Consider the following 26,042-nt stretch of genomic DNA (forward strand, 5'->3'; position numbering starts at 1 on the left):
AAGGCCTGTCGCCGTCGGGTGGTCCGCTCCCGGCGCGCGTACCGACGGAACCGTTTAGCCACCTGCCCCCATCCACCCGGTCGTGACCGACGGCGAAGTCGGCGGGTGGCCGCTCCCGGACCGCGAGTTCCCCTTCGAGCTGCGGGTCTGTCGGTGGGCCGAGACACGGTGGCCACCCGGTGGTGACCCCCCCGCCGACCGGGCGGTCCTCGTCGCCCGCCAGCTCGGCGTTCGGAACCGCCGGTGGGACACGCTCGTCCTGGAGTGCGACCGGGCGGCCCTGGAGGCGCGGGCGGTGTTCGGCGAGCGGGCGCTGGATTCGGACCTGCTGCACGTCGTCCGGCACGCGCCGGCCGACTGGGCCTGGTACCGGGAGGCGCTGCCCGCCCCGGGATACCCGTGGCAGTACGTCCGCGAGGCCGTGCACGAGGCGGCAGAGCGCGACCTCGTCGAGAGACGCAAGCGCGGCAACCGTATCGAACTCCGGCGGGAGTGGCGCTACCCGGAATGGGTCGAGCGCGTCGTCGCCATCGAGAACAAGCCCGACCTGGATGCGAGTGCCGCGCGGGCCCTGGGCGACCAGCTCGAGCGCGACGTGGCGCTCGGCCTCGCGGACGAGGTGTGGGTGGCGACACGGGCCACGGGCGACGAGGACGGCCGAGGCGTCGAGCCGGCGCTGCTGGAGCGCCTGCCCGTCGAGGCCGGTATCCTCGCCGTCCGCGAGGGCGACGGGCCGGCGGGGCTCGAGGTCGAGCCGATCTGGCAGCCGCGGTCGCTCGCGGTCGACGCGCCCGGCACGCGCATCCTCGAACGGCCGGCCGGCGGCGACCACGACCAGTCGGCCGCGCGGTTCGAGTACGTCGACCCGTCGTGGAAGGCAAGCAAGCGCCGCGAAATCGCCGAGCGGGCCTACGAGCGCGGCTGGCGCGGCTACGCCGACCACGTCCGAACGGACTGTCGACACTTCCGGCTGGCCGATGCAGCGGCGCCGCTGCCAGCGTGCGCGGCGAAGGGCCGCTGTGTCACCGCCCGCGAGTGCTCGGGCTCGTGCCCGTCCTTCGAGCCCGAGCCGCCGGCGTGGCGCTCGCACGGGTGGCCCATCGACGGCGGCCCCGGGAAGGGGGCGACGCGGCTACTGGAGCGACAGCGCGCACGATTTCGCGAGTAATGGCCGAAATACCGTCTTGTTTCGCGGTTTGGTGAGAAATAGGCGAGTTTTTCGATTATGTCTGGTGTTCGACTGACAGCCGTGGCGGCTGCACCGCCGGCTGCGGTCAGTCCACGATCACCCGGTTCGGCGGCTCGGCCCTGATGAGGGCCGCGAGGTTGTCCAGGTCCTCGGCCAGCTGGACGACGAGGTCGTCGAGCGTCACGATGCCGCGCAGCTCCCCCTCCTCGAGGACGGGGACGCGACGGACGCCCTCGTCGCGCATCATCCGCGCGAGCTCGTGCGTGTCGGTGTCCGGGGTGGCGGTGAACACGACGGGCGAGAGGATCTGATTCACGACCGTCCGCTCCAGCGTCTCCACGAACTCCTGGCCGAAGACCACGAGGTCCCGGTCGGTCACGATGCCACAGACCTCGTCGGCGGCGTTCAGCACCACGGCGCTTCCGACATCGCGCTCGCGGAACACCGCGGCCACCTCCAGCACGGTGTCGTCGAGGTCGACCGTCACCACGTCCGTCGTCATCACTGATTCGAGTCCCATACGTGGGAGAGGACGGCAGCGGTACTGGCTGTACGGCTGGTTCCCGCGGAATGAGAACCGGTCAGTGTCGGCGGTCGGCCGTCCGGTCACCCGATCTGTCGCCTCAGTCGTCCAGTCGCTCGACCTCGAGCTCCTCGCGCGGCGTCGCGAGCCGGTACGTGGGAACGGTCAGCTTGACCGTCTCGACGACGCCCTTGTTGGCGAGCGAGCGGAGCGCCTCCCGGATGCCGTCGTTGTCGGGGTCGAGCCCCTCGCCGAGGCCGCGCACGGCCTGCAGGACGCCGACGACACTCTGTGGCTCCTCGTCGTGGTCCGCGAGGACGCGGAGGACGTGGTACTGCAGGTCCGGGACGCGGACGACGCGGCTCCCGTCGTCGTTCTCGCTGATGCCGGGGTCGACACCCGAGATCTCGGCGGCTTCCTCCGTCGCGCGGATGAGGCTGTTCTCGTCGCGGAAGTAGTACTCCTTCAGGTGGTTCTCGAGGTACGAGTGGACCTCGCTGCCGCCCTCCAGCCCCCAGCGGTCCGCGAGTTCGGCGTTCTTCGTGGGCTGGAGCGCGACCACGTCGCCCAGTCGTTCGCGCTCCTCGTCGGTGAGGTCCGCCTCGGTCATCGGGCGAGGGTTCGGCGGACGGCTTGAAACGGTTGCGGGTCGCGCTCGCCAGCGGGACGAGTCCGGATTCGAGGGCAGAAAGCGTTCACCGAGCCGTTCTGCCGGCCTGGCCGTTCGCGCCGATGCCGAGTCGGGCGGCCAACAGGCCCAGCACCGCGGGTCCGAACAGTACCAGCGCGGCGATGGCGGCGACGGCGGCGTACAGCGCCGGCCCGGTCAGGAAGGTGACGTTGTAGCGCGCCACGCCACCGGGAGCGAGGAAGACCCCGAACGCGGCGAGCAGGGCGAACGGCCACGCGGCGACGGAGAGTCGGAGCGCGCGGCTGGTCCCGACGCCGCTCCGGACGAGCACGGCACGGGAGACGACGAGAGGGACCGCGCCAAACAGCCCAGCCGCGATGGCCAGCGACAGGAGGACGAGGCCACCGACCTCCACCCCGGCGATACCGGCGATACCGAGCGCGACGGCGACCGCGATGGCCCCGACCCCGACCGCGACGTAGCGGAGCGCGCGACCGAACGGACGGACGCGAAGCGACAGCACGAACGTCGCGATGGCGACGGGCCACGAGAGCCCCACCGCCGCGACGAAGACGAATACCGGGAGGAGTCCCGTGGGAGCGTTGCTCATACCCGCTCCATCGCGCACCGAGCACATAAAGCAGCGAGCGACCCGTGCGAGCACCTGTCCCGGGGATTCGGGCGTGGCGCGTCCGGGATACCCGGCGCGTGCATCGCGGCTTTGAATACCGGCCGCCGCCGCGGTTCTCCCATGACCGAGGTCATCGACGGGAACGCCGTCGCCGCCGATATCCGGGATGGGCTCACGGACGCCATCGAACGGCTCGCCGATGCCGGGGCGCGCCCGGGGCTCGCGACGGTCCTGATGAGCGACGACCCAGCCAGCGAGACGTACGTCTCGATGAAGCAGCGCGACTGCGAGGAGGTCGGCATCCGGTCGTTCCACGTCGAGGTTGACACGGACGCCCCGGCCGGGGAACTGTACGACACGGTTTCGGATCTGAACGCCGACGACGAGGTGAGCGGCATCCTCGTCCAGCACCCGGTCGCCGCCCACGTGGACTACAGCGAGGTGGTGCGCCGCATCGACCCGGGCAAGGACGTGGACGGCTTCCACCCGGAGAACGTCGGCCGGCTGGTGCGGGGGGACCCGCGGTTCCGCCCCTGCACGCCACACGGGGTGCAGAAGCTGCTGGAGCATGCGGGCGTGGAGACCGAGGGCGCCGACGCCGTCGTCGTCGGCCGCTCGAACATCGTCGGCAAGCCGCTGGCGAACCTGCTCGCCCGCAAGGCCGACGACGGCAACGCGACGGTGACGCTGTGTCACTCTCGGACGCGGGACCTCGCTGCGAAGACCCGGCAGGCCGACATCGTCGTCGCCGCCGCCGGCGTCCCCGAACTGGTCGACGGCTCGATGCTCTCCGAGGGCGTCACCGTCATCGACGTCGGCTACAACCAGGTCGACGGCGAGACGCTGGGCGACGTGGAGTACGAGAGCGCGAAGGAGAAGGCGAGCGCCATCACTCCCGTTCCCGGCGGCGTCGGGCCGATGACGCGCGCGATGCTGCTGTACAACACGGTGAAGGCAGCGAGCCAGCGGGCCGGCGTGGACGTCGACCTGCCCTGAGGACCGTGACCGGCGACGACCGCCCGGCCGAGGGCGACGACGAGGCGGACGGTCAGGACACCCTCCTCGATACGGTGGCCCAGGTGCGTACCTGGCGGGAAGGCGACGAGTACCGCCGCGAGCGCGTCCAGTCGCTCGACGCGGAGGCCTTCGTGCAGGCCCGTGACCGCATCGACGGCGAGGGCGGCCTGGAGTGGGGCGTCGGCGCGCTCGTCGAGCACGATGGACGGGTCCTGCTCGTCCGGGAGGATGGGCTGTGGGCGCTGCCGGGTGGGGAGGTCGAGGCCGGCGAGCGCCACGACGAGGCACTGGTCCGGGAGCTGCGCGAGGAGACCGGGCTGGACGTGACACCTGGGGCGCGACTGGCGGTCGTCCGGAACGTCCTCCGACACGGCGACGAGGAGCGCTCCTTCCGGTTCGCCATCCATCGCGGGACGGCAGAGACGACCACGCTGGCCGACGACCCGGGACTCGCCGACGAGGACATCGAGGCGGTCCGGTGGGCCGCGAGACTCCCGGAGGACACGCTCGACAGGGACCTGCTGACGGAACTGCTGGGCGACGACTGGGACTGACCTTCAAGTACGAAGACGGGACCAGCCCCCGCGTGACCTGACGAGCTCTCTCCGGGCCGCCGGCCCGGGCGGGGCGAACGCCACGTCCCGACCGGTTCCGCCAGTGCGGCACACGGTCCGGAGTGCTGTCGACCCGACACCGACGGGCCATCTCGGGGGCTCGCGGGGCGACGTCGTGCCGCCTGTCAGCCAGCTCCTGGGGCCGTCGCGGGCCCCTCAGATGACTCCCTGCTCCCGGAGGTCGTCGATTGTCTCCCCGTCCAGCCCCAGCTCCTCACCGTAGACGGCCTCGTTGTGCTGGCCTCGACGTGGTCCGAGGTGCTCTACCCCCCCGGGCGTCCGCGTCAGCCGTGGAACCACGCCGTGGGTCGCTATCTCCCCCACGTCCTCGTCGTCCACCTCGACGAGGGTGTCGCGTGCGGCGTACTGCTCGTCCTCGAAAACGTCGCTCACGTCGTATACCGGTGCGACGACCGCATCGCCGGCGCCGAGGTCGTCGATGGCCTCCTCGACGGTCCGTTCGGCGATGTACGGGGCGATGTACTCGTCGAGTTCGTCGGCGTGCTCGACCCGGGCGTCGTTGGTGGCGAACCGCTCGTCGTCCAGCAGCTCCGGGTGCCCGACGGTCTCGGCGAGGTTCTCGAAGATGGACTGGGCCGAGGCCGACAGCGCGACGTAGCCGTCCGCCGCCTCGTAGACGTTCCGCGGGGCGGCGTTGCTGTGGTGGTTGCCCCGGCGCTCGCGGACCTGCCCGAGCCGGTCGTGGGCCTCCACGTCGCCCGGGAACATCCGGAACAGGGACTCGTACAGTGAGACGTCGACGACCTGTCCCTCGCCGCTCCCATCACCGTCCGGGCCGATCTCGCGCTCGAACAGCGCGAACATCGCAGCCTGCACGGCGTAGTGGCCGGCGGCCATGTCGGCCAGCGGAATCGGCGGCAGCAGTGGCTCACGGTCGGGGAACCCGTTGACGTGGGCGAACCCGGAGATGGCCTCCGCGACCGTTCCGAAGCCCGGCTGCTCGGCCCGCGGCCCGGTCTGTCCGTACCCGGAGATCCGGACCATCACGACGCCGGGGTTGACCTCGCGGAGGTCGTCGTGCGAGAGGTTCCAGCGCTCCATCGTCCCCGGCCGGAAGTTCTCGACGACCACGTCGGCGGTTTCCACGAGGTCGAGCGCGAGCGCGTGGCCCTCGGGCGTCGAGAGGTCACAGGTCACGCAGCGCTTCCCACGGGCGAGTGCCTTCCACCACAGCGAAATCCCCGACTCGGGGTCGAACGGCCCCCAGTCACGGATGGGGTCGCCCGATTCGGGGTGTTCGACGGCGACCACGTCGGCGCCGAAATCCGCGAGCGTCATCGTCGCGAAGCCGCCGGCGACCATCCCGGAGAAGTCCACCACTCGGAGCCCGTCGAGCGGTCCCTCCCGGGACCGTGGCGTCCCGGCGTCGTTCTCGTCGGTCATACGCTCGGTCGGTCAGGCGGGTAGTTCACTCCTGTCCTTCGGGTGGCCGTCACTCGCCGCGGCTCGGTACCGACTCGTGCTCCCACACGAGGTCGAAGAACCGCTTCAGCCCGGCCACGAACGACTCGTTCTCCGTGATGGCGGCCTGCCGCATATGGTTCGGTACGTCGGGCTCCTCGACGAGGAAGATGGCCTCCCCGCCCGGTTCGTCGCCCCTGCCGCCCGCGTCGGTCGGTGGGTCGGTGAGGGTCCCGCGCCACGGAAGCGTCCCCGTCGCGAAGCGGAAGTCGACGCCGGGGAACTCCTCGTGCAGGCGGTCGACGATACCTGCCTGGATGCGGCGGTTCTCGCCACTCAGGCGGTCGGGGTGGAGGAACAGCACCCGGACGCCGAGGCCCCTGTCGAGCGCGTCGGCCAGCGCCGGCGCGACGCTGTCGAGGTACTCCCAGGACTTCGTGAGAACCCGCACCTCGCGCTCGGCCTCGTGGTAGAGCCGGCGCGTCTCGGACTCGCTGGGCTCGCCGACGTCGACGACGTGGAACAGCTCCTCGGCCGGGCGCACGTCCTCGGTGGCGGAGTCGAACTGGGGGCCGAACTCCGCGAGGAACGCCTCGCGTCCGGCCTCCAGCTCCTTCGCCGCCGATTCGTAGGCCTGCCGCCGGTTCTCCTTCGCCCGGTCGACGATCTCGGCGGGCGCGCGTGACTGGTACTCCTTCGGGCGCCCCGGGATGACCTTCACGAACCCCTGGTCGGCGAGTGCGTCCAGCACGCCGTAGATGCGCGCCTTCGGGATGCCGGTGGCCTCCGCGAGGTTCGGCGCGGTCGTCCGCCCGAGCCGGAGCAGGTTCGAGAGCGCCGTCTCCTCGTACTCCGTCAGGTCGAGCGCGTCGAAGACGTCCGTTCCGTCCCGGTCGGCCATAGCGGCCGCTCACCCCGGACGACCGTAAACGCGCCGGTGATGTGGGACGGGTGCCTCCCCAAACCTTATGTGGTCATCGTAGTTACTCACGAGATGAGTAAATGATCGACACCGAAGACGAGGACCGGGCGCACCTGTCGGCGGTCGAGGACGGCTGTGGCTGTGCGGAGGTCTGGGAGCACCTGAGCGAGCAGCGCGAGGAGTAGGTCCCGCACTGGCTCCTCGTGTGGCGTCACGCGGAGAAGCATCGCGGGCCGGAGCGCTTTTGCGCCCGCGCCGACGACCGGGAGGTGCATGGACCGCGAGGACGTCTGCGTGCTGTTGCCGACGCTCGACGAGGCAGAGACCGTCGGGAGCGTCGTCCAGGGCTTCCGCGACGAGGGGTTCGAGAACGTCCTCGTCGTCGACGGACACTCCACCGACGGGACCCGGGAGATCGCCCGCGAACACGGGGCACGCGTCGTCCAGCAGAGCGGCATCGGCAAGGGCCAGGCCGTCCGCGAGGGCCTGACGCACGTCGACGCGCCGGTCGTGCTGATGGCCGATGCCGACTGGACCTATCGACCGGAGGACGCCGGAGCGATGCTCGAACCCATCTTCGAAGGGCGCGCCGAGCACGTCATCGGCGACCGGTTCGCCGACATGGAGGAGGGTGCGATGTCCCGGCTCAACCAGGTCGGCAACCGCATCGTCAACCGGGCGTTCTCCGTCATCCATGGGCGCGACCTGCAGGACATCCTCAGCGGCTACCGGGCGTTCACGCTGGAGTCCGTCGAGCGGTACGCCCTCCGCTCGGACGGGTTCGGTATCGAGACGGAGCTCAGCGTCGAGTGCGTGAAACACGGGACCGCCACCGAGGTCGTCCCCATCACCTACGGCGCGCGCCCCGACGATTCCGAGACGAACCTCCATCCGGTCCGGGACGGGGCCAACATCTTCCTCACGCTGTACAAACTGGCGAAGACGAACAACCCCCTGTTCTACTTCGGGAGCGTCGGGGGCGTGAGCGGCCTCGTCGGGCTGGCCGTGGCGGCGTACGTCGGCTACGACTTCGTCGTCAACGGGGTGTCCCACGAGGCGCTGGCCGTGGTGGCCGCGTCGGGCATCATCCTCGGGGTCCAGCTGATCATGTTCGGGGTCCTCTCGGACATCATCGTCACGGTCAACCGGGAGCAGACCCGCCGGCTCGAGGAACTGGCCGAGCAGCTCTCGGCGGGGGACTCCGCCACGGGGCGGCCCGGACACGGTGACTCGACGACCGCCCCCACCGAGGCGGCTTCCGCCCCCGCAGACAGCGCCGACAGCGCCGACGTCCCGGACTCGTCCGGCGAATCGGACAGCCGGCCGGAGACGGACCCGGCCCAGGTCGGCGCCGACGGCGAGGACTGACGTCCGTAACGCTCAACACCCGCTTCCCGGTAGTTCCGGGCGTGTCCCCGTACGATGCGGTCCTCTTCGACAACGACGGTGTACTGGTCGAGCCGCCGGCTCCGACGACGCAGGCGGCCGCCATCGAGGCGGCCTTCGAGTCCGTCGGCGTCCCCGACGTCGACCCGGCCCACGTCGACGCCCTCCGACACGGCGTGACCGTCGAGCGCCTCCGTGACATTGCGGCGGCCTACGACCTGGACCCGGCGGCGCTCTGGGCCGCGCGCGAGCGGTTCGACGAGGACTCTCAGGTCGATGCCTTCCGGGCCGGCGACCGGACGACGTACGACGATGTCGACGCCGTGGGCAGGGTCGACGGCCCGCGCGGTGTCGTCAGCAACAACCACCACAGCACCGTCGCGTTCGTGCTGGACCACTTCGACCTCGGCGGCTGGTTCGACACCCACTACGGTCGCCCGATGACCGTCGAGAGCCTCGACCTGAAGAAGCCGAACACGCACTATCTCGACCGGGCGCTGGCCGATCTCGACGCCGCGTCGGCGCTCTACGTCGGCGACAGCGCGAGCGACGTGGTGGCGGCCGAGCGGGCGGGGCTGGACTCGGCCTTCGTCCGGCGCGAGCACTGCCCCGCGGTGCCCGAGGGCGTGGCGCCGACCCACGTCGTCGACGGGCTGGACGAGGTCGCGGCCATCGCGAACGACGGCGACGCGGGGGGTGCCGAGGGCGGGAGCGGCGACCGGAAGCGAGACCGGACCGGCAGCGGTGACGAGAGCGACGCGGCGTAGTCAGTCGTCGGCGGCTGCGGCGCGGGCCTCCTCCTCGCCGTAGATGGCGTCGTACTGCCCGGAGAAGCGGTCCAGCACGTTCCGGCGCTTGACCTTCATCGACGGCGTCAGGAGGTCGTTCTCCGGGGTCCACTCGACGGGGACCATCCGGAACTCCTTGATGCGCTCGTACTTCTCGAACTCCTGGTTGACGCGCTCGACCTCCTCCTGCACGTACTGGCGGACCTGCGGGTCGTCGCAGATGCCCTCGTTCGTGTCCGGGATGTCGATGCCCTCGCGGTCGGCCCAGCGGCGGATGGCCTCGAAGTCCGGCACGACCAGCGCGGAGACGAACTTCTCGTTGTCGCCCATCACCATCACCTGCTGGATGCGGTCGGAGGTGGCGAACGCGTCCTCGATGGGCCCCGGCGCCACGTTCTTCCCGGTGTCGAGCACGAGCAACTGCTTGAGCCGGTCGTGGTAGACCAGGTAGCCGTCGTTCGTTCGCTCGATGATGTCGCCGGTCCGGAACCAGCCGTCCTTCGTGAAGGCGTCCATCGTCGCCTCGGGCTTCTGCCAGTAGCCCTCGGTCACGTTGGGGCCCTTCACCAGCAGTTCGCCGATCTGGCTGTCCGGGCGAGCCTTCTGGGCCTGCTCGGTCGTGATGACGGAGCTATCGAGTTTGAGGTCGACGTTCACGAGCGCCGGGCCCAGCGTACCGGGACGCGGGTCCTCCGGCGGGTTCGTCGAGACGACCGGCGCGGTCTCCGTGAGGCCGTACCCCTCCAGGATGGGCAGGCCCATCCCCTCGAACAGCTCGGCGAGCCGCTTCGAGAGCGAGCCGCCGCCGGAGATGAAGAAGTCGATGTTGCCGCCCATCTGCTCTTTGACCTGCGAGAAGACGAGTTTGTTCGCGATGGCGTACTTGACCCGGAGTCCGAGTGCGGGGCGCTCCGTGCGGGCGTGTTCGCGCCCGACCTCGATGGCCCACTCGAAGATGCGCTCCTTGGTGTCGGACTCGGTGGCCTGGGCGCGCATCTGGTCGAAGATGCGCTCGTACACCCGCGGGACGCTCGTCGCCGTCGTCGGCTCGACGAGCTGGATGTCCTCGGCGATGGTGTCGGTCGACTCGGCGTAGGCGACGGTCCCGCCGGAGGCGAACATCACGAAGTTGCCCGCCGTCCGCTCGAAGACGTGCGCCAGCGGGAGGAAGGACAGCGAGCGCGCGGTCTCGTCCAGCGTCGGCACGTCCGCGGGCTTGTCGTCCCGGGGCCCGAACCGCTTGCGGACGCCGTTGATGTTGGCCCGGAAGTTGGCGTGGCTCAGCTGGACCCCCTTCGGCTGCCCGGTCGTCCCGGAGGTGTAGATGAGGCTCGCGAGGTCCTCGGGGTCGCGGCTGTGGAGCCACTCGTCCCACTGCTCGGGGTCGAAGGCCTCGTCGCCGCGCCGGTAGACGTCCGCCAGCGTGAACACGTCCATCCGCCCCGCGTACTCCTCGTCCTCCAGTTCGTCGATGACGACGATGAACTCCAGGTCGAGGTCGTCCTCGACCTCGAGGACTCGCTCAAGCAGCTCCTCGTTCTCGACGACGACACCGTCGGCGTCCGGGTCGTCGAGCAGGTACCGGACCTGCCGCGGGCTCGATTCGGTGTAGACGGTCGTGACGACGCCGCCCGCCGAGAGGACGGCGAGGTCGCTCTGGGCCCACTCCATCCGCGTGTCGGCGAAGATGCCGACCCGGTCGCCCGTGTCCATCCCGATCTCGCGGAGCCCGGTCCCGACCCGCTGGACGATGTTCAGCATCTCGTCGTAGGTCAGCGCGGCGTACTGGCCCTTCGGCGCCGCCGGCACGATGCCGTCGGCGAGCGAGCGCTGGTAGATCCCCCCCTTGTACCACTGCGCATCCCGGGTCGCGTGCCGACCCGCGCTCTCGGCGAACAGCTGCGGGATCGTGTTCTCCCCGATGACCTCGTCGGTGTAGTCCCGCTCGGCCTGGAGCCACGGCGGTTCGGTGTTGGCTGACATGCCTGTTGCCCTGACAGAACGTCGCGGGGATAATCAATGTGGACGTTCGTTCGTGATGCATCCCGCCGCCGGGCACTTCGTGGCCCCTCCAGCACCGCGACGGCGGGAGTGGTCACTCGGGGGCGGGGGTGATGCGTCCGAAGAACGGGCCGCTGTCCCGTTCCGGGTCAGTCGATGTCGATCCGGTGGCCCTCGTCGTCGTCGTCCATCGCCTCGGCCATCGGGACGTGGATCTCGAGGACGCCGTTGTGGTACTCGGCCGCGATGTCCTCGACGACGATATCGCCCTCGGGGAGGCGGACGCGCTCGAACGCGCTGCGCGAGCGGGTGTAGTGCATCGCGTCGTCGCCCTCGCTCACCTCGTGCTCGGCCTCGATGGTGAGGTAGCCGTCGTCGAAGTGGAGGTCGATCTCCTCCTTCTCGAAGCCCGGGAGGTCGGCGACGACGACGTAGCCGCCGTCGGCGTCCTCGATGCTCAGGTGGATGTCGCGTCGCCCCATCCGGCCCTCGCCGTCGTAGTCGCGGCCGAGGCCGCCGCCGAACTCGTCGAACATGTTGCGGAACATCCGGTTCATCATGCTGTCCATCTCGTCGAAGGGGTAGCGTCGATTTACCATCGTATTCACCTTACAGAGCAGTTGTACGACATTTCGAAGCTTAAACTTCGCGAGAAGATTGCTGCCATACTGCTATCCATATTATTCCGTGTCGGTGCCGGATGCGCGGGCCGCCGCTAGAAGGGCAGGAGCGCCGACGCGACCGAGGTGGCGACGCCGGGTGCGCGCCGGGCCGCGTAGCCGGACTTCCGGGCGGCGCCCTTGACGTAGTGGCCGGCGCAGCGGTGGAGCGGCGCCCGACGGCCGTGGACCGCCGTGTCGCCACGGCGGATGGCCGCCACCACGTCGTCGGCCGTGACGCTCCCGTCGGTCGGCAGGTCCAGCGCGGTGAACGCGCGGCCGACGGTCTCGACGCGGTGGGCGTCGCTGCCCGCGAGGTCGGCGTGGTCGTAGCGACGGGCGAACGCCGCCGCGCGGCGGTTCCGGTAGCCCGTGAACAGCCAGGCGTTGTAGGTCTCGATGCCGTCCACGTCGACGCCGGCGAGGCGGCGGCGCGGGACGCCGTGGCGTGTGCGCTGGAACGGGTGGGGGACGACGGCGACGCCGCCCAGTTCGCGCACCCGATCCACCGTCTCGGGGAGCGGTTGGCCGGGTCGCGGGCACTCCTCGACGCCGATGGCGAGCAGGTGGCCGTCGGCCGTCGACACCTCCACGCCGGGGACACCGACGAGGCCGTACGCCGGCGCCATGCGGGCCGCACGCAGCGACTCCTCGATGGTGTCGTGGTCGGTGACGACGATGGCATCGAGGTCGATATCGGCCGCGTGTTCGAGGAGCAACTCCACCGGTTCGCGACCGTCGTAGGAGCCCTCCGAGTGGACGTGCGGGTCGATGGTGAACGGGGACTCCTCCATCGGGTATCGGTAGGAGCGGCCTATGGAAAAACCCGCCGGCCGCGCGGGTCCGCCACCCATTCCGACGTGGACACCTATACGGTCGCCTGGGCACCGGCCTCCGGGTCTCCCTCGTACATGGGGAAGGTGAACTCGACGAGGTTGCCGCCCGTCTCGGCGGAGCGGACGTCGAGGTCGCCCCCCAGCGACTCCGTACACCACTTCATGACGAACAGTCCGACGCCGGTCCCGTGCTCGGTTCCGGTCCCCTGGCTGTGCAGGTCGAGCGCGTCCAGTTCCATCTGTGGGATGGTCGGACCGTGGTCGACCACCTCGACGGTCACCGTCCGGTCGGCCGTGGTGGTGTCGATGCGCACCTCGACGACGGGCGCGGCCTGTCGACTGTGTTCGACGGCGTTCTCGACGGCGTTGTACAGCGCGGCTCTCAGCCCGCCGTCCGCGGCGATGACGGCGGGGGTCGCGACGCTGAGCCGGACCGTCGCCTCCGGATAGTTGGCTTCGACCTCGTCGATGATGTCCTCGAGGAGGTCCGGAACGTTCGTCGGGGTGGCGTCGGACTCCTCGCTGGACGCGATCTGGAAGATGTCCCTGACCGAATCGGTCATCTCGCCCACCTCCGCCGCGGTCTCCTTGATCGTCGTCAACCGTTCCCGGTACTGCTCGTCGGTGACCTCCTGCTGGAGGGAGTCGGCGTGCCCGATGATGACCGTCATGTCGTTGCGGAGGTTGTGGCGGATGAGCCGGTAGAGCAGTCGGAGTCGCCGTGAGCGGGTCTTCGACTCCGTGATGTCGTCCAGTTCGGCCAGGACGTACTCCTCCCCATCGACGGTCACGCTGTGGAGCCGCACGTTGGCCCACCGGAGTTCGCCACAGCTGGTCTTGATCTGCCACTCGAACTCCTGCTCGTCGCCGTCCGCCGTGGCGGCGATGGCCCGTTCGGCCCGCTCCTGTGTGTACTGGTCGGACTCGGAGCTGAACTCCTCGACCGACAGCTGGGTCAGTTCCTCCGGGCGATAGCCGTACAGGTTCTCGACCGCCGGGTTCGCGTCGAGGACCGCCCCAGTCTCCGGGTCGTGAACGATGACGGCGGTGTCCAGGTCGTCGACGACTCCGGAGAGAATCGACTGGCTCATTGTGAGATACGAGTGGCGCGAGGCGGGGGGCCGTTGGGGCGAACTATTCGCCCCCGTTTATGGTCTCCCCTGCGGGGCGAATCGAGACCCGGGCGGAAGCGCCCGCCGCGTCCGGACCCACTGCTCGACGCACGACCGACCGGGTGAACGGGAGCCGCGTCAGTCGGAGATGTACGAGCCGATGTAGGCACCCGCCGCGCCGACGAGGGCGGCCGGGATGCCGCTCTCGACGATCTGGCTCGCGAGCGCCGCCTGGTCGAGCGCGCCGCCACCGCCGCCACCGCCGGTGGAGTACTGCGCGATGACGTTGATGGTGAGGAACAGCGTCAGTCCCGTCATCAGGTAGAACCCGACCAGCGAGGCGGTGCCGCCGACGGCGGTCGCGGTGACCGGCCGGTCCGGCAGCGCACGGCCGATGAGCGCGCCGGCGCCGACCGCCATCAGCGGTCCCACCAGGAACGGGGTGATGACGTTGTGCAGCAGCATGATGCTGACGAGCGTGTTGTCGGTCGGGCTCGCCCCGGGCTCGACGAACTGCTCGATGAGGAAGCCGAGGATGAAGTTCGACCCCAGCCCCAGGCCGACGCCCGCGGCCACGAACACCCCCACGACGCTCCCCACGTAGGCGAGCAGCGAGCGGCCGTTCGGGCTCAGGAGCCCCGCGTCGGTGTCGGCGGCGGCATCGGGGCCGTCGGCGGCGGTTCCCTCGGTCGGCGGCAGCTCCGTCCCCCGGCCGAGTTCGGCCTGCGGCCGCGCGACCCCCCCGTCGCTCTCGACCCGCGGTCCGGCCTTGTGGTGCCAGCCGTCGGCCCCGAATTGGTCGTCCTCGGACTCGTCGGTCATACCATCGTGGACGAGAGGTTCCCCCATAGGGGTGATGCCAGCGTTGCGGGGACGATTAAAAGCCCTCTCCTCTCGAGGCCGTGGTGTTCGGCCGGGACTCGACGCTAGAGTGGTGGTGCGTCTGTTGCGATTGGTGTGGTGGCGGTAGGAAGAGCAACAGCGACGATGGGGGGCTGTTGAAAGCCCCCGCGCGCTTGACCGGCCGCGGCTCGCTGTCTCTGAAAATCAGAGGTTTTCAGGATGACGAGAGAGCGCCGCTCTCTCGAACCACGGTCCTCGGCCTCCCTCCGGTCGGCCTGCGGTCCTTTCGTCGCCGGGGCCGGGTCAAGCACCCAGGGGCTTCCTACCCGTTCCTTGCGGTCATAGAACATCCCGAACCAATCGCTACAACCAGCCGCTACCCCTATCGACCCGCTCGGTGTCTCCCAACACGACCCACGGAGCGGTGATGGACCACATCCGGGCGCGGTGCTCGGAACGTATATCCGACACCCGGAGCAGTACCGACCATGGATATCGACGACGCGGCTGCGCAGTGCGAGGCTGTGCTGGGGGAGGTGACGGGAACGGTCATCGGGGAGCGGTCGTTCTTCGAGACCGTGCTGACGGGGGTTCTCGCCGACGGACACGTGCTGCTGGAGGACGTGCCGGGGACGGGGAAGACGCTGACCGCGCGGACGCTGGCGACCGCGCTCGGGCTGGAGTTCAACCGCATCCAGTTCACGCCGGACCTGCTCCCGTCCGACATCACGGGCACGCACGTCTACAACGAGCACGAGGGGGAGTTCGAGTTCTCCGAGGGGCCCGTGTTCGCGAACGTGGTGCTGGCCGACGAGATCAACCGGGCACCGCCGAAGACCCAGGCCGCGCTGCTGGAGGCGATGGAGGAGGGCCAGGTGTCGGTCGACGGCGACACCCGGGACCTGCCCGAGCCGTTCTTCGTCATCGCGACGCAGAACCCCGTCGAACAGGAGGGGACCTTCCGGCTGCCGGAGGCGCAGGTCGACCGGTTCACGGTCAAGACCTCGATGGGCTACCCCGACCGCGACGGCGAACTGGAGCTCATCGACCGGCGCGCGGGCCGGACGACCCAGGCCCCCAGCGCCGACGGTGTCACCGACCGGGAGACCGTCATCGAGCTGCAGGCCGTGCCCGAGACGGTCGAGACCCACGACGACATCCGGGAGTACGTCGTCGACCTGGGCCGCGAGACCCGCCAGGACAGCCGGGTCGAGGTGGGCGTCTCGCCGCGTGGCGTCCAGCGCCTGTTCGAGGCGGCGCGGGCACGAGCCGTGCTTGAGGGTCGCTCGTTCGTCGCGCCCGACGACGTCCGCAACGTCGTCTACCCGGTGCTGACCCACCGGCTCGTCCTCACGGGGGAGGCTCAGGTCCGGGATATCGAGAAACGGACGGTCGTCACGGACGTCCTCGACCGGGTGCCCGTGCCCGCGATGGACGACCTCTGAGGCGGCGGGCCCACTCCGCTGCGGTCCCCTTCCTCCGCGGTCCCCTCACAGCGCGGTGAGCAGCAGCACCGACGCGCCCGTCGCGAGGACGAGCGCGAGCAGGCCGACCGAGGACGGGAGCGCGGCGGCCCCCGCCAGCAGTGCGCCGACCGCCAGGGCGGCGGCGACGGCGACGAGGCCCACGCCGAGGCTCCCGACCGCGTGGGTCACCTCCGCGCGGGTGGTCGGCGCGTCGGCGACGAGTTCCTCGCCGAGGCCGCGGCCGTACTCGCCGAGGTCCCACGCGACGATGGCGAGCGCGGCGGCGCCGAACGCGAGCCCCCCGGCCCCGACCAGCAGCGCGACCGCGGCGAGCAGGAAGGTCGCCAGTCCCGCGAGCGCCGGGCCGACCGCGCGGCGCGTCCCGAGGAGGAGGACGACGAACCCGAGCGTCCGGAGCGCGGCGCCGGCCACGACCAGCGCGAGGCCGGCGACGGCGACACCCAGGGCGAACGGGCTGAACCCGGAGACGAGGCCGAACAGGCCCGGCCCGACGACTGCGGCGAGCCGCTCCTGGAGCGACCCGGCGACGCCGGACGTGGTGAGCAGCGCGGCGATGACGCCGGCCGCGAGCATCCCGCCGAGCGCGGGGGCCAGGCGCTGGGCGACCGACTGCGGGCTGGCCCGGCGGGCGAACCCGAACAGCCGGATGGCGGTCGCCACGAGCAGCGACACGGCGGCCACGAGCAGGAGGAGCGCCCGGAGCGCCGTCGCCGTGACGAGCGTCACGGTCGGGCCGGCGAGGCCCTCGGGGAGCCCCGCACGCAGTCCGTCGAGGTCGAACGAGCCCCCAGCGGCGGTGGCTGCGAGGAACCCGACCAGCAGGACGAGGCTCGTGCCGATGGTGACACCCGCGGCGCGCTCGACCGTCGCGAGCCGGGTCACGACCGCCTCGCGGCGCTCCGACGCGACCAGCACGTCGAGCGGCACCGCCCGGAGCGCCCGCCGGAGGAGTATCGCGGTCGCCGCCAGCAGGACGGGGAAGACGAACGGGGCGAGGTCCGGCGGGGAGGCGAGCAGGTGGCCGAACGCGGTTCTCGCGAACTCGCCGACGAGGCCGGTCACCTGGCTCGCCAGGCCGAGGTTCGGCACGAGCAGGACCCCGAGGAGGACGGCCGGCCCGGTGAGCGCGCTGGCGGCACGGGAGTTCGCCCGGCTCAACTGGCCGTCGTCCGGCACGTCCGACCCGGAGAGCGCCGCGACGAACCCGACGGCGCCCACCGCCAGGACGGTCGCGAGCACCGCCAGCCCGCTCGCGGCGCTGCCGGCGGCCGCGGCCGCCGGCAGCCCGAGCGTCGCCAGTTCCAGCAGCCCCGCAGGGAGCAGGAGCGCCGCCCCGAGCGCCTGCACCGGCGGGCGGTCGCTGGCGAGTGCGTAGACGGCCGCGGCGAAGGCGGCCCCCGTCAGCAGCGCCTGGACGGCCGCCCCGAGACCGAGGACGAGGCGCCCGACGACCAGCGCCACCACCAGCGCGACGGCGCCGCTCCCGACGGAGGCGGCCCGAACCCGACCGAGCCGTCGGCGGGCGTCGCCGAGTCGCGCGCGGAGTCGCTCGCGGCGCGTCGGCGGCTCCGTCTCGGCGAGCGGTGAGGTGCTCACAGCGACCGCCCCCACGAGCCGAAGACGTCCGCGAGCGCCATCGCGAGCGGCGCGTCGAGCGACCAGTCGACGACCGGCACCTCGCGCCGGGTGAGCCGGCGCCGGCGTGTCTCGCGCCGGACCGCCGCGAGCCGCCGGCCGACCGACGGCCGCTCGCCGTCGGCCACGGCCGACCGCATATCCGGCGAGAGCACCGTCAGCGCGTGGCCGCGGTGGACCAGCGCGTCGGCCAGCCCGGTCGCGAGGTCGTCGGTCAGCGGCGTACAGCAGACCACCTGCGTCCGGGGTGGGAGCCGCTCGGCGAGCCGGCGACCGACCTCGGTCCCGGTCGCCTCGCCCGCGCTGGATTCCGTGCTGCCACCGTCCGGGCGCGCCGCGTCGCCAGCGCCGGTCGGTCTATCGTCGGTCGATTGGTCGCTGGCGGGGCCGTCGCCGGCGTCCCGGAGCGCCGCCTCGCTCGCGGTGCGGACGGCCTCGCCGCCGCCCGGAGCGACGTAGCCCCCGGTCCCGTCGCCGAGGGCGGAGAGGACGCTCACCCCGACGCGGTGGTTCTCGTCCAGCAGCGCCGGGAGCGCCCGCGAGACGGCGTATACCGACAGGTCGAGCGAGTCCGGCCCGTAGCCCGGGACCGTCCGCTGGGCGCCCGGCCGGTCGTCGACGAGGAAGACGACGGTCATCGCGCGCTCCTCGCGGAGGTCGACCGTCGTCAGCTCACCGGTCCGGGCGTAGCGGCGCCAGTCGATGCGACCCACGGGGTCGCCGGGCTGGTAGTCGCGGGTGGCGTAGAACTCCACGCCGCTGCCGCCCGACTCGGTGGGGGTGCGCCCGACGTACTGGATGGTGTGGTCCTGCAGCGGGACCGCGTCCAGCAGCGTCTGGCAGGTGACCGCCCCCGTCCCCGCGGCATCGAGGTCGTGCTCGCCGGCGACGGCGCCCGCGAGGCTCCGGGTACGGACGACCGGCGAGCCGAACTCGAACGTGCCACGGGGGAGGCTCAGCTCGTACTCCAGGGAGACGGACTCGCCCGGGCGGAGTGCCGTCGCGAGCTGCGTCGCTCCCTCGACCGGTACCCCGGCGGGCGGGTCGTCGGCCACCCGGAGGTCGGCGAGTGGCCGCTCGCCCGTGTTCTCGACGGTCAGCGTGACCGTCACGTCGTCGCCCGGCCGCGGGTCCGTGTCGCTCACCGCGCGCTCGACCGAGACGGTCGGCTCGGGTGCGCCGCTCAGGTAGCCGAAGACGCCGTACGCGAGCGGGACGAGCCCGAGGAACAGGAACAGCGGCTCCCCGGTGAGGAGCCCGAGGACGCCCGCGCCGAGCGCCGCCAGCAGTCCCGGGCGGAGGCGACCGGTGCTCATGCGGGCTCACCCCCATCGGCGGGTGCGGTCGCCGGGGGAGCGCGGTCGTTCGGGGTGTCCGCCTCCGACCGGTCGCCGGTGCCGTCGGGCTCGCGCTCCTCGGTCGGCCCGTCGGTCAGGAGCCGCTCGATCTCGGCGACGGCGTGCCTGACCCGGCGATGGTAGGCGCTCTCGCTCCGCAGCAGGTCGAACAGCCACTGCCCCCACGAGGGCGTCGGGGCCTCGGGCCCGCCGACGAGAGCGCTCGCCCGGCGGTCGCCGGTCCAGTCCCCGGTCACGACGGCCTCGTGTGCCGTCTCGCGGTCGACCCCGACCTCGACCGCGTACGCGTCGACCGCGGCGTCACGGACGATGTTCTCGACGTTCTCGCGTTCGACGAGGCGCCGCTCGCGCGTCGCGTCGAGGTCGGTCGCGGCGGCCAGGTCGCCGTCGAAGCCGCTACCGAGGGCCGGTGCCCGCGGTCCGCCCTCTGCCGGTGCCAGCAGCGGATCGAGCTCCGACGCCCGGGAGCGCCGCGAGCGGGCGAACAGCAGGAGGAGGCCGACGAACGCCAGCAGCGACAGGACGACCGCCGCGGGGATGGTGTCGAGCAGGGCCTCGACGGCGGGGGGAACCGGGACCGCGCCCGGCGCCACGACGGCGACGACGGCGACGAGGATGGCCAGCACCGCCACGACCGCGAGCGCGGTCCCGGTCCGCCCGAGGCCGTCACTCGTGCTCATCGGTCCTCACCCCCGCGCTCGGACCGCGGGCCGCCGTCCGTGCGTGGCTTGCCGTCCGCCCCTCCGGCGCCACCGTCGCTATCCGTTCCATCGTCGGCGTCGCCACCCTCTGTTCCATCGCCACCGGCCCCGTCCTCGTCCAGGCCGAGGTCGGCGGCCGCGCGTTCGGCGGTCCCGACGTGGTCCTCGGGGTCGGCGTCGCTGTACTCGACGGTCCGGAAGGCGTCGGTGAGGTCGCGGACGCTCTCGGCGGGATGGCCCTCCGCGATGCCCCGCCCGGCGACCTGCCCGGGCGTCGTCGTCCGGGTGCGACGGATACCCAGCCGGCCGACGAAGCGACGCCACGCCGCCTCGATGCGCTCGCGCGCCGTCGCCTCGGTCGCGGTCCCGGTCGTCGCCGCATCAGCCGCCGCCGACCCGCCGTCGCTGCCGAGGCTCGCTCGGAGTCCCCGGACACGGTCGGCGGGTGCAGCGAGGAGCCCCAGCAGGGCCGCCCGGAACGCCGACAGTCGCTCCCGGAGGAACGTCCCGAGGTCGATGTCGGCGTCCGAGACCGCCGCGATGGCCGCCCGGACCTGCTCGCCGAGCGCGGCCGCAGCCTCCTCGATTCCCGAGGCCAGCCCAACGAGTGCGGAGAGCAGGTCGGCCGCCAGGTTCGCCAGCGTGACTCGGAGCTGTTCGAGCAGTCCACGGCCCGTCCCCTCGGACTGCCGGACGAGGTAGCCGACGCCGCCCACGAGCCCCAGCAGCGCGAGCAGGGCCACGAGCGGCAGGACGAAGATCGCCTTCGACCGCGTGACGGTCAGTCCCCCCGGCGTCGTGACGCGCACGTCGACCGTCGGTGCGAACGGGAGCGTCGTCGCCACCGTCCCGTCGGTCGCGGTCCGCCCGACGGGCGACCCGCCGACCGCGACCGTCGCGTTCGCCACCGGGGACCCCCCGTCCGTGACGTTCACCGTCGCCGACTGGCCCGGGAGCCCGACCGGGACCGCGCCGGTGGCGAGCGAGACGTCGATGTCCGCGAGCGTCACCGTCCGCTCGGCCGAGAACTCGCCGCGCTCGGCTCGGACCGTCGCGGACTCCGCGACCGGGAAGGTGACCGCGAGCCGGCCCTGCCCGTCCGTTCGGCCGACCGTCTCGCCGTCGATGGCCACCCGCGCGTCCGGCACGGGCCGACCGTCGAGTCGCACGCTGACCGTGGCCCCCTCGCCGGGCGCGGGCTCGCCCGCGACCTCGACACGGAGTTCGGCGTCGACGGGGACGCTGGCGCCGCCGGTCTGCCGGGCCAGCGAGTACTGCAGGTCCGACGACGGCCGGACCGCGTTCGCCGGGGCGCTGACGCCGACCGAGAGCTGCCTGACGTACGGAACCCGTGCTGTGAGGGTCCCCTCCGTGTCGCTCCGGCCGACGGCCTCGCCGTTGAACGTGACCGTGACGCCGGGCGCCGGTTCCCCGTCCCGCAGCACGAGCACGTCCGTCTCCTCGCCCGGCGTGAGCCTGCCGGGGAAGCAGACCTCGTACGGGGCGGCCATCACGCACTGGCCACCCGCCTGCTCGATGGACGCTGCCTGCCCGCTCTGCGTGCCGTCCCCACCGCCCGAACCGCCACCGGAGCCGCCACCGGCGCCAGACCCGGCTCCAGCGCCCCCTCCTCCGCCCCCACCGCCGAACAGCCCCGCGAACGTCTCGAGGAGGCCGCCGCCCGAGCCGCCGCCACCTGCCGGGACACCCGGAGCGCCACCACCACCGCCCCCGCCGCCCCCGCCCACACCGGCGCCGCCACCGCTCCCGCCGCCACCACCGCCACCACCGCCACCGCTTCCCCCGGACCCACCGCTCCCACCGGCGAGCCCGGAGAGCGCCTCGAACACCGTGCCTGCGCCGTCGCCACTCAACAGGCCCGACTGGCCGAGCCCGAGGTCGCCGAGACCGCCCCCGGCGCTCTCACCTCCCGAGCCGCCACTGCCTCCACCGCTACCACCGCCGCTACTGCCACCACCGCCGGGCTGGCTGGCAGCGCTCTGGCTCCCGCCTGCCCCGCTCGCCCGTTCGCTCCCGGCGAGCGCGCCGATCTCGCGGGCGACCTCGCCCGCCGGTGCGGCGGCGCCGAACAGCGGCAGGACGGTCGCCGAGAGGATCAGTGCACAGGCCGCTGCCACCGCCAGCAGCGCCCGGACCGGCTGTCGACCGCTCCCTGTCACGCGGGTCCCCCCTCTCTCATCGGTCGTATCTTTCGGAGCGGGTGCTTAGGCGTTGGGGACACATCCCGTGCCGTCGGTCGGTTCTGGTGGCCCGGGTGCCACGGTAGGCCGACCATAGCTATGCGGTCAGGGGTCCATGGGGTACTGCATGACGACGAGCGCCACGGGCGGGGGACTGCTGACCGGCCTCCTCCTGGCGGCCATCACGGTCTGGCTCCTCTGGGACCTCTTCTTCGCGGGCGTCGACCTGCTGGTGCTCGGCGGGGGCCTGACCTGGCCGGCCGCTGCCGTCGCGCTGCTCGGGTCGCTCCTGTACGGATGGTACCGCCTGAACCGCTACCAGCAGCGCGGCTACTGAGACGGAGCGCTACCAGCGGCCGGGCTACTGAGCCAGATGTGCCCCACCGCCACGAGGGACGCTCCGACCGCCCAAAGAGGGATACGCCAGCCGATGCTGGTGAGGGTATGCTGCTGTCCGAGGTCAACAACGTTCGGCAACTGGTGGAGTTGCTGAGCGACGACGGGTTCACGGAGGCGCTCACGCAGGCCGAGGACCTGGTGAACGAGGTCAACGACACGCTCGACCGGGTGGAGGAGGTCGAGGACGAGGCCGCCGAGGCGGTCAAGGAGGCGAACCAGACGCTCATGGCCGTCGACCGCCGGCTCGGCAAGGTCGACGAGACGATCAGCCTGCTGGAGGCGAAGATCGAGGCCGGCTTCAGCCTCGGCTTCTTCGTCTTCGCGTTCAACTTCTTCATCGATGGCGACCTGATCTTCGCCGCCAGCCTCGCCTTCCTGGGGCTGCTCGGCGTCGGCCAGTTGCTCGTCACCATCCGGACCATCCCGCAGGTCCAGAAGCTCCGGGAGCTGCTCCGGTACCTGCTGGAGCGGTTCGGGTTCCGGCGCACCGCCGAGTGGGTCGGCCCCCGCGAGGAGGTGGACCTCGTCGAGGACCCGCTCCGGGACCCGGTCGACGACGACGACCGTTCGCGTGCCGGGACGAGCGAGGGCCGACGGCGACCGCGAGGGACTGACCGTCGGCCACGCGAGGAGAGCCGTCCCCGGCGGAAGTAGCACGAAGGACTCCGGTTCGGGCGGCCGAGCGACCGGCACCCGGTTCCTGCCACCGTGGCCGGTTGGGCACCCTGGCCGCCGGACCGCGCTCACCCGGCGTCGTGGTGCTCGACGACGTGCGCCGCTGCGGGGTCGAATCCCACCGTCACCTCGCCGGCCACCGGGTCCGGCGTCCGGAGCAGGAGGTCGTGCCCGGCCCAGTCGAGGTGGACCCGCGTCGTCTCGCCGAGGAACTCCGCGCTCTCGACGGTCGCCGTGAGCCGGTTCGGCCCGCCCCCGACCGACAGCGCCTCCGGCCGGATGCAGACGGTCAGCCAGTCTCCGACGGATACCGGACGCCCGTCCCAGTCGGCGAGGCCGACCGACAGCGTCGGCCCGCCGTCGCCCGTTCCCCTATCCCCGTCGGCTGTCGTCGACCTGTTGCTTACGTCGATGGTCGCGGTATCGTTCTCCACGGCCGTCACCCGCCCGTCGAGGACGTTGTTGTCGCCGACGAACTCGGCGACGAACCGGGAGGCCGGCCGGCGGTAGACCGCCCGCGGCTCGCCGACCTGCTCGGCGGCGCCGTCGCGCATCACGGCAACGCGGTCGGAGACGGCGAGCGCCTCCTCCTGGTCGTGGGTGACGTAGACGGTCGTGATGTCCAGTTCCCGCTGAATCTCGCGGACCTGGACCCGGAGCCGCTCGCGGAGCCGGGCGTCGAGCGCGCTCATCGGCTCGTCCAGCAGGAGCACGTCCGGCCCGGGCGCCAGGGCTCGTGCCATCGCCACGCGCTGTTGCTGCCCGCCCGAGAGGCTGTCCGGGTCCCGGTCGCCGGCGTCGGGGAGGTCCACGAGCTCGAGGAGTTCCGCCACGCGCTCGTCGTCGCTCACGCCGCCCGGGGGGTCCGCGAAGTGCAGCCCGTACGCGACGTTCTCCGCGACGGTCATGTGCGGGAAGAGGGCGTAGCTCTGGAAGACGACGCCCACGTCGCGGTCCTCGGGCGGGACCCCGGCCACGTCGCGGCCGCCGAAGCGGACGGTCCCGCTCGTCGGCGCCTCGAAGCCCGCGATCAGCCGGAGGGTCGTCGTCTTCCCGCAGCCCGAGGGGCCGACCAGCGTGAAGAACTCCCCCTCGGCGACCGACAGCGAGAGGTCATCGACGGCGGTCGTGCCGCCGTAGCGGCGGGTCACGCCGTCCAGCTCCAGGGCGGGCTCAGAGGCCAACGCGATCACCCGCCAGACGGTCGATGAGGAGGAAGCTCCCGCTCGTCACGACCAGCAGGACGACGCCCATCGCCGTCGCGGGGCCGAGCCGTCGGCCGATGAACCGCTCGATGGCGATGGGCATCGTGTACTGGCCGGTCCCGGAGGCGAGGACGGCCGTCGAGGAGAACTCCCCCACGGAGAGCGCGAACGCGAAGGCGGCACCCGCCACGACGGCGGGCCACACCAGCGGGAGTTCCACGTCCAGCAGCGCCCGGGCCCGCGGGGCCCCCAGCGCCCGTGCGGACTCGACCAGCCGCCGGTCCAGCGATGCCAGTCCGGGCGCGACCACCCGGACGACGAACGGGTAGCCGGCGACGGCGTGCGCGGCGACGATGGCCAGCGCGCCGCCCACGGCGAGCCGGTAGCCACCCACATCGACGCCGAAGACGAGTCCACGGAGGAGGCCCAGCCCCACGACGATGCCCGAGACCGAGAGTGGTGCCATCGCCACGGTGTCGACGAGTTCCCGGCCCCGGTAGTCGCGGGTCGTCAGCACCGAGACGACCACGCCCATCGGGAGCGCCACCGCGAGCGCGGCGACCCCGAACAGCAGCGAGTTCCGGACCGCGGGCCAGGGGCGGACCTGGAACGCCGCGCCCGTGGCCTGTCGCTCCAGCAGGAAGCGGTAGTGCGCCAGCGTGAGCCCATCCGGCCCGGAGAGGCTGGCGTACACCATGCTCGCGATGGGGGCGACGAACAGGACCAGCGCGACGGCGGCGTAGACCGCCAGCCCGACCCGCGGGAGCAGCTCTCGGACCGACCACGACGGGGGCCGGAGCGGCCGGCGCTCCTGTGGCCGGGCGCCGCCCGACCGGACGGTGTGGGCCGCCTCGTAGCGGAGGTAGCCGTACAGGAGCGACAGCGAGATGGCCAGTTCGACCAGCGCCAGCGCCGCGCCCTCGGCGTACTGCAGGTCGCCGATGAGCCCGTAGACGAACACCTCGATGGTCGCCAGCTCGAACCCGCCCAGCGCGAGGACGATGGGGAAGGTCCCGAAGGTGAACACGAAGGTCAGCGCCGCGCTCATCAGCACAGCCGGGTAGACCTGCGGCCACACCACGTCCCGGAACGCGCGGAACGGGCCGGCGCCGAGGCTCCGCGCCGTCTCCACGGCGCTGGCGTCGACCGACTCCCACGCCGCGGTCGTGATGCGCGCCACCAGCGGCGCGTTGTAGAACGCGTGGGCGATGACGATGGCCTCCAGGCTCGGCAGGAGGTCGATCGGGCCCAGGCCGACGGCCCCGAGCGCGGCGTTCAGCGTCCCGTTCGCCCCGAAGGTGGCGAAGAAGCCGACCGCGACCATGATGGAGGGCAGCACGAACGGCAGTATCGTCAGCGACCGTATCGTCCGCCGGCCGGGGAACTCGTACCGGGCCAGCAGGTAGGCCAGCGGCACCCCCACCGCGACGCTGACGACCGTCGAGAGCGCCGCCTGGTACGCGGTGAAGCCGACGATGCCGAGCCGGCGGTCCGGCGAGAGCGCCGACTCGACGACGGCCAGCGGGGGCTCGCCCGCCAGCAGCCGCGCCAGTTCCCCGAGGTAGAACGGGTCGGTCAGGATGCCGGCGAACACCCGCAGCGTCGCCCGCCCTTCCACGACGACGGCGTCGACGAACACCGTCGCCACCGGGTAGTAGAACACGACGACCAGCAGCGCGAGGGTGCCGGCCGCGAGCGCGGGGAGCGAGTGCCGCTCGACGGCCGCGCGGACCCGCCTCACCGGCCGGTCCCGTTCCCCGGGGTCGTCCGGGCCGCCCGCGTCCGCGGCGCGTTCGTCGGGCACCGT

24 protein-coding genes are annotated in these 26,042 nt (G+C 72.1%); 8 read left to right on the forward strand and 16 right to left on the reverse strand.

Annotated elements, in window-relative coordinates; translation table 11 throughout:
* Nucleotides 1-82 precede the first annotated feature (82 nt).
* Complete coding sequence (locus P2T62_RS07560) at nt 83-1,168, forward strand: DUF5787 family protein (protein WP_276260788.1); 1,086 nt, start codon at nt 83-85, stop codon at nt 1,166-1,168.
* A 106-nt stretch (nt 1,169-1,274) separates the two neighbouring features.
* On the opposite strand, the gene P2T62_RS07565 is transcribed toward P2T62_RS07560, so the two are convergent.
* From P2T62_RS07565 to P2T62_RS07575, 3 genes are all read right to left on the reverse strand, one after another.
* Entirely contained in the window at nt 1,275-1,709 is a 435-nt protein-coding gene (locus tag P2T62_RS07565) for a CBS domain-containing protein (protein ID WP_276260789.1), read from the reverse strand.
* A 103-nt stretch (nt 1,710-1,812) separates the two neighbouring features.
* Nucleotides 1,813-2,322 carry a DUF5797 family protein gene (locus P2T62_RS07570; protein ID WP_276260790.1) on the reverse strand — a complete coding sequence of 170 codons (510 nt, stop codon included), beginning with the start codon at nt 2,320-2,322 and terminating at the stop codon, nt 1,813-1,815.
* A gap of 85 nt (nt 2,323-2,407) precedes the next feature.
* The gene (locus P2T62_RS07575) at nt 2,408-2,953 is read right to left on the reverse strand and encodes a hypothetical protein (RefSeq protein WP_276260791.1); all 546 of its coding nucleotides are present in this window, start codon (nt 2,951-2,953) and stop codon (nt 2,408-2,410) included.
* Nucleotides 2,954-3,094: 141 nt separating this feature from the next.
* Here P2T62_RS07575 and P2T62_RS07580 point away from each other — a divergent pair, with 141 nt between their 5' ends.
* Nucleotides 3,095-3,970 (forward strand): tetrahydrofolate dehydrogenase/cyclohydrolase catalytic domain-containing protein, encoded by an 876-nt coding sequence (locus P2T62_RS07580; RefSeq protein ID WP_276260792.1) that lies wholly within the window; start codon nt 3,095-3,097, stop codon nt 3,968-3,970.
* Nucleotides 3,971-3,975: 5 nt separating this feature from the next.
* Nucleotides 3,976-4,545, forward strand: coding sequence for an NUDIX domain-containing protein (locus P2T62_RS07585; RefSeq protein ID WP_276260793.1), 570 nt, complete (start codon nt 3,976-3,978; stop codon nt 4,543-4,545).
* 216 nt (nt 4,546-4,761) lie between these two features.
* On the opposite strand, the gene P2T62_RS07590 is transcribed toward P2T62_RS07585, so the two are convergent.
* Nucleotides 4,762-6,009 (reverse strand): CaiB/BaiF CoA transferase family protein, encoded by a 1,248-nt coding sequence (locus tag P2T62_RS07590; protein WP_276260794.1) that lies wholly within the window; start codon nt 6,007-6,009, stop codon nt 4,762-4,764.
* 49 nt (nt 6,010-6,058) lie between these two features.
* Nucleotides 6,059-6,928 (reverse strand): TrmB family transcriptional regulator, encoded by an 870-nt coding sequence (locus P2T62_RS07595; protein WP_276260795.1) that lies wholly within the window; start codon nt 6,926-6,928, stop codon nt 6,059-6,061.
* A gap of 294 nt (nt 6,929-7,222) precedes the next feature.
* Here P2T62_RS07595 and aglJ point away from each other — a divergent pair, with 294 nt between their 5' ends.
* Nucleotides 7,223-8,317, forward strand: coding sequence for an S-layer glycoprotein N-glycosyltransferase AglJ (aglJ, locus tag P2T62_RS07600; protein WP_276260796.1), 1,095 nt, complete (start codon nt 7,223-7,225; stop codon nt 8,315-8,317).
* A 41-nt stretch (nt 8,318-8,358) separates the two neighbouring features.
* Entirely contained in the window at nt 8,359-9,102 is a 744-nt protein-coding gene (locus P2T62_RS07605) for an HAD family hydrolase (RefSeq protein ID WP_276260797.1), read from the forward strand.
* Here the strand turns inward: P2T62_RS07605 and P2T62_RS07610 are convergent, their stop codons facing one another.
* From P2T62_RS07610 to P2T62_RS07630, 5 genes are all read right to left on the reverse strand, one after another.
* Entirely contained in the window at nt 9,103-11,106 is a 2,004-nt protein-coding gene (locus P2T62_RS07610) for an AMP-dependent synthetase/ligase (protein WP_276260798.1), read from the reverse strand. It lies immediately after the preceding gene.
* 167 nt (nt 11,107-11,273) lie between these two features.
* Nucleotides 11,274-11,723 carry an Hsp20/alpha crystallin family protein gene (locus tag P2T62_RS07615; RefSeq protein ID WP_276260799.1) on the reverse strand — a complete coding sequence of 150 codons (450 nt, stop codon included), beginning with the start codon at nt 11,721-11,723 and terminating at the stop codon, nt 11,274-11,276.
* A gap of 116 nt (nt 11,724-11,839) precedes the next feature.
* Entirely contained in the window at nt 11,840-12,577 is a 738-nt protein-coding gene (locus P2T62_RS07620; RefSeq protein WP_276260800.1) for a CehA/McbA family metallohydrolase, read from the reverse strand.
* Between the two features lie 74 nt (nt 12,578-12,651).
* Nucleotides 12,652-13,710: a PAS domain-containing sensor histidine kinase gene (locus tag P2T62_RS07625; protein WP_276260801.1), complete on the reverse strand. Its 1,059-nt coding sequence runs from the start codon at nt 13,708-13,710 to the stop codon at nt 12,652-12,654.
* Nucleotides 13,711-13,869: 159 nt separating this feature from the next.
* Nucleotides 13,870-14,553: a hypothetical protein gene (locus tag P2T62_RS07630; protein WP_276260802.1), complete on the reverse strand. Its 684-nt coding sequence runs from the start codon at nt 14,551-14,553 to the stop codon at nt 13,870-13,872.
* 509 nt (nt 14,554-15,062) lie between these two features.
* Between P2T62_RS07630 and P2T62_RS07635 the strand changes: the two genes are divergently transcribed.
* A complete protein-coding gene (locus P2T62_RS07635) occupies nt 15,063-16,019 on the forward strand; it encodes an AAA family ATPase (RefSeq protein WP_276260803.1) in 957 nt (318 codons plus the stop codon).
* 45 nt (nt 16,020-16,064) lie between these two features.
* Here the strand turns inward: P2T62_RS07635 and P2T62_RS07640 are convergent, their stop codons facing one another.
* The 4 genes from P2T62_RS07640 to P2T62_RS07655 are packed head-to-tail and all read right to left on the reverse strand — an operon-like array spanning nt 16,065 to nt 21,935.
* Nucleotides 16,065-17,657, reverse strand: coding sequence for a DUF7519 family protein (locus P2T62_RS07640; RefSeq protein WP_276260804.1), 1,593 nt, complete (start codon nt 17,655-17,657; stop codon nt 16,065-16,067).
* On the reverse strand, nt 17,654-19,012 hold the full coding sequence (locus tag P2T62_RS07645; protein WP_276260805.1) for a DUF58 domain-containing protein: 1,359 nt from the start codon (nt 19,010-19,012) through the stop codon (nt 17,654-17,656). Before P2T62_RS07645 ends, P2T62_RS07640 begins: the two co-directional genes overlap by 4 nt.
* On the reverse strand, nt 19,009-19,734 hold the full coding sequence (locus tag P2T62_RS07650; RefSeq protein WP_276260806.1) for a DUF7269 family protein: 726 nt from the start codon (nt 19,732-19,734) through the stop codon (nt 19,009-19,011). The genes P2T62_RS07645 and P2T62_RS07650 overlap by 4 nt, the downstream gene beginning before the upstream one ends.
* Entirely contained in the window at nt 19,731-21,935 is a 2,205-nt protein-coding gene (locus tag P2T62_RS07655; protein WP_276260807.1) for a DUF4129 domain-containing protein, read from the reverse strand. Before P2T62_RS07655 ends, P2T62_RS07650 begins: the two co-directional genes overlap by 4 nt.
* A gap of 148 nt (nt 21,936-22,083) precedes the next feature.
* Between P2T62_RS07655 and P2T62_RS07660 the strand changes: the two genes are divergently transcribed.
* Together P2T62_RS07660 and P2T62_RS07665 are read left to right on the forward strand one after the other, a co-directional pair.
* Nucleotides 22,084-22,293 (forward strand): hypothetical protein, encoded by a 210-nt coding sequence (locus P2T62_RS07660; protein WP_276260808.1) that lies wholly within the window; start codon nt 22,084-22,086, stop codon nt 22,291-22,293.
* A 107-nt stretch (nt 22,294-22,400) separates the two neighbouring features.
* Entirely contained in the window at nt 22,401-23,009 is a 609-nt protein-coding gene (locus P2T62_RS07665; protein WP_276260809.1) for a hypothetical protein, read from the forward strand.
* A gap of 89 nt (nt 23,010-23,098) precedes the next feature.
* Here the strand turns inward: P2T62_RS07665 and P2T62_RS07670 are convergent, their stop codons facing one another.
* Both P2T62_RS07670 and P2T62_RS07675 read right to left on the reverse strand, forming a co-directional pair.
* On the reverse strand, nt 23,099-24,214 hold the full coding sequence (locus tag P2T62_RS07670) for an ABC transporter ATP-binding protein (RefSeq protein WP_276260810.1): 1,116 nt from the start codon (nt 24,212-24,214) through the stop codon (nt 23,099-23,101).
* Complete coding sequence (locus tag P2T62_RS07675) at nt 24,204-26,039, reverse strand: ABC transporter permease (RefSeq protein WP_420028417.1); 1,836 nt, start codon at nt 26,037-26,039, stop codon at nt 24,204-24,206. Before P2T62_RS07675 ends, P2T62_RS07670 begins: the two co-directional genes overlap by 11 nt.
* Nucleotides 26,040-26,042: the final 3 nt, after the last annotated feature.

It is taken from the genome of Haloglomus litoreum (assembly GCF_029338515.1).
GTDB lineage: Archaea > Halobacteriota > Halobacteria > Halobacteriales > Haloarculaceae > Haloglomus > Haloglomus litoreum.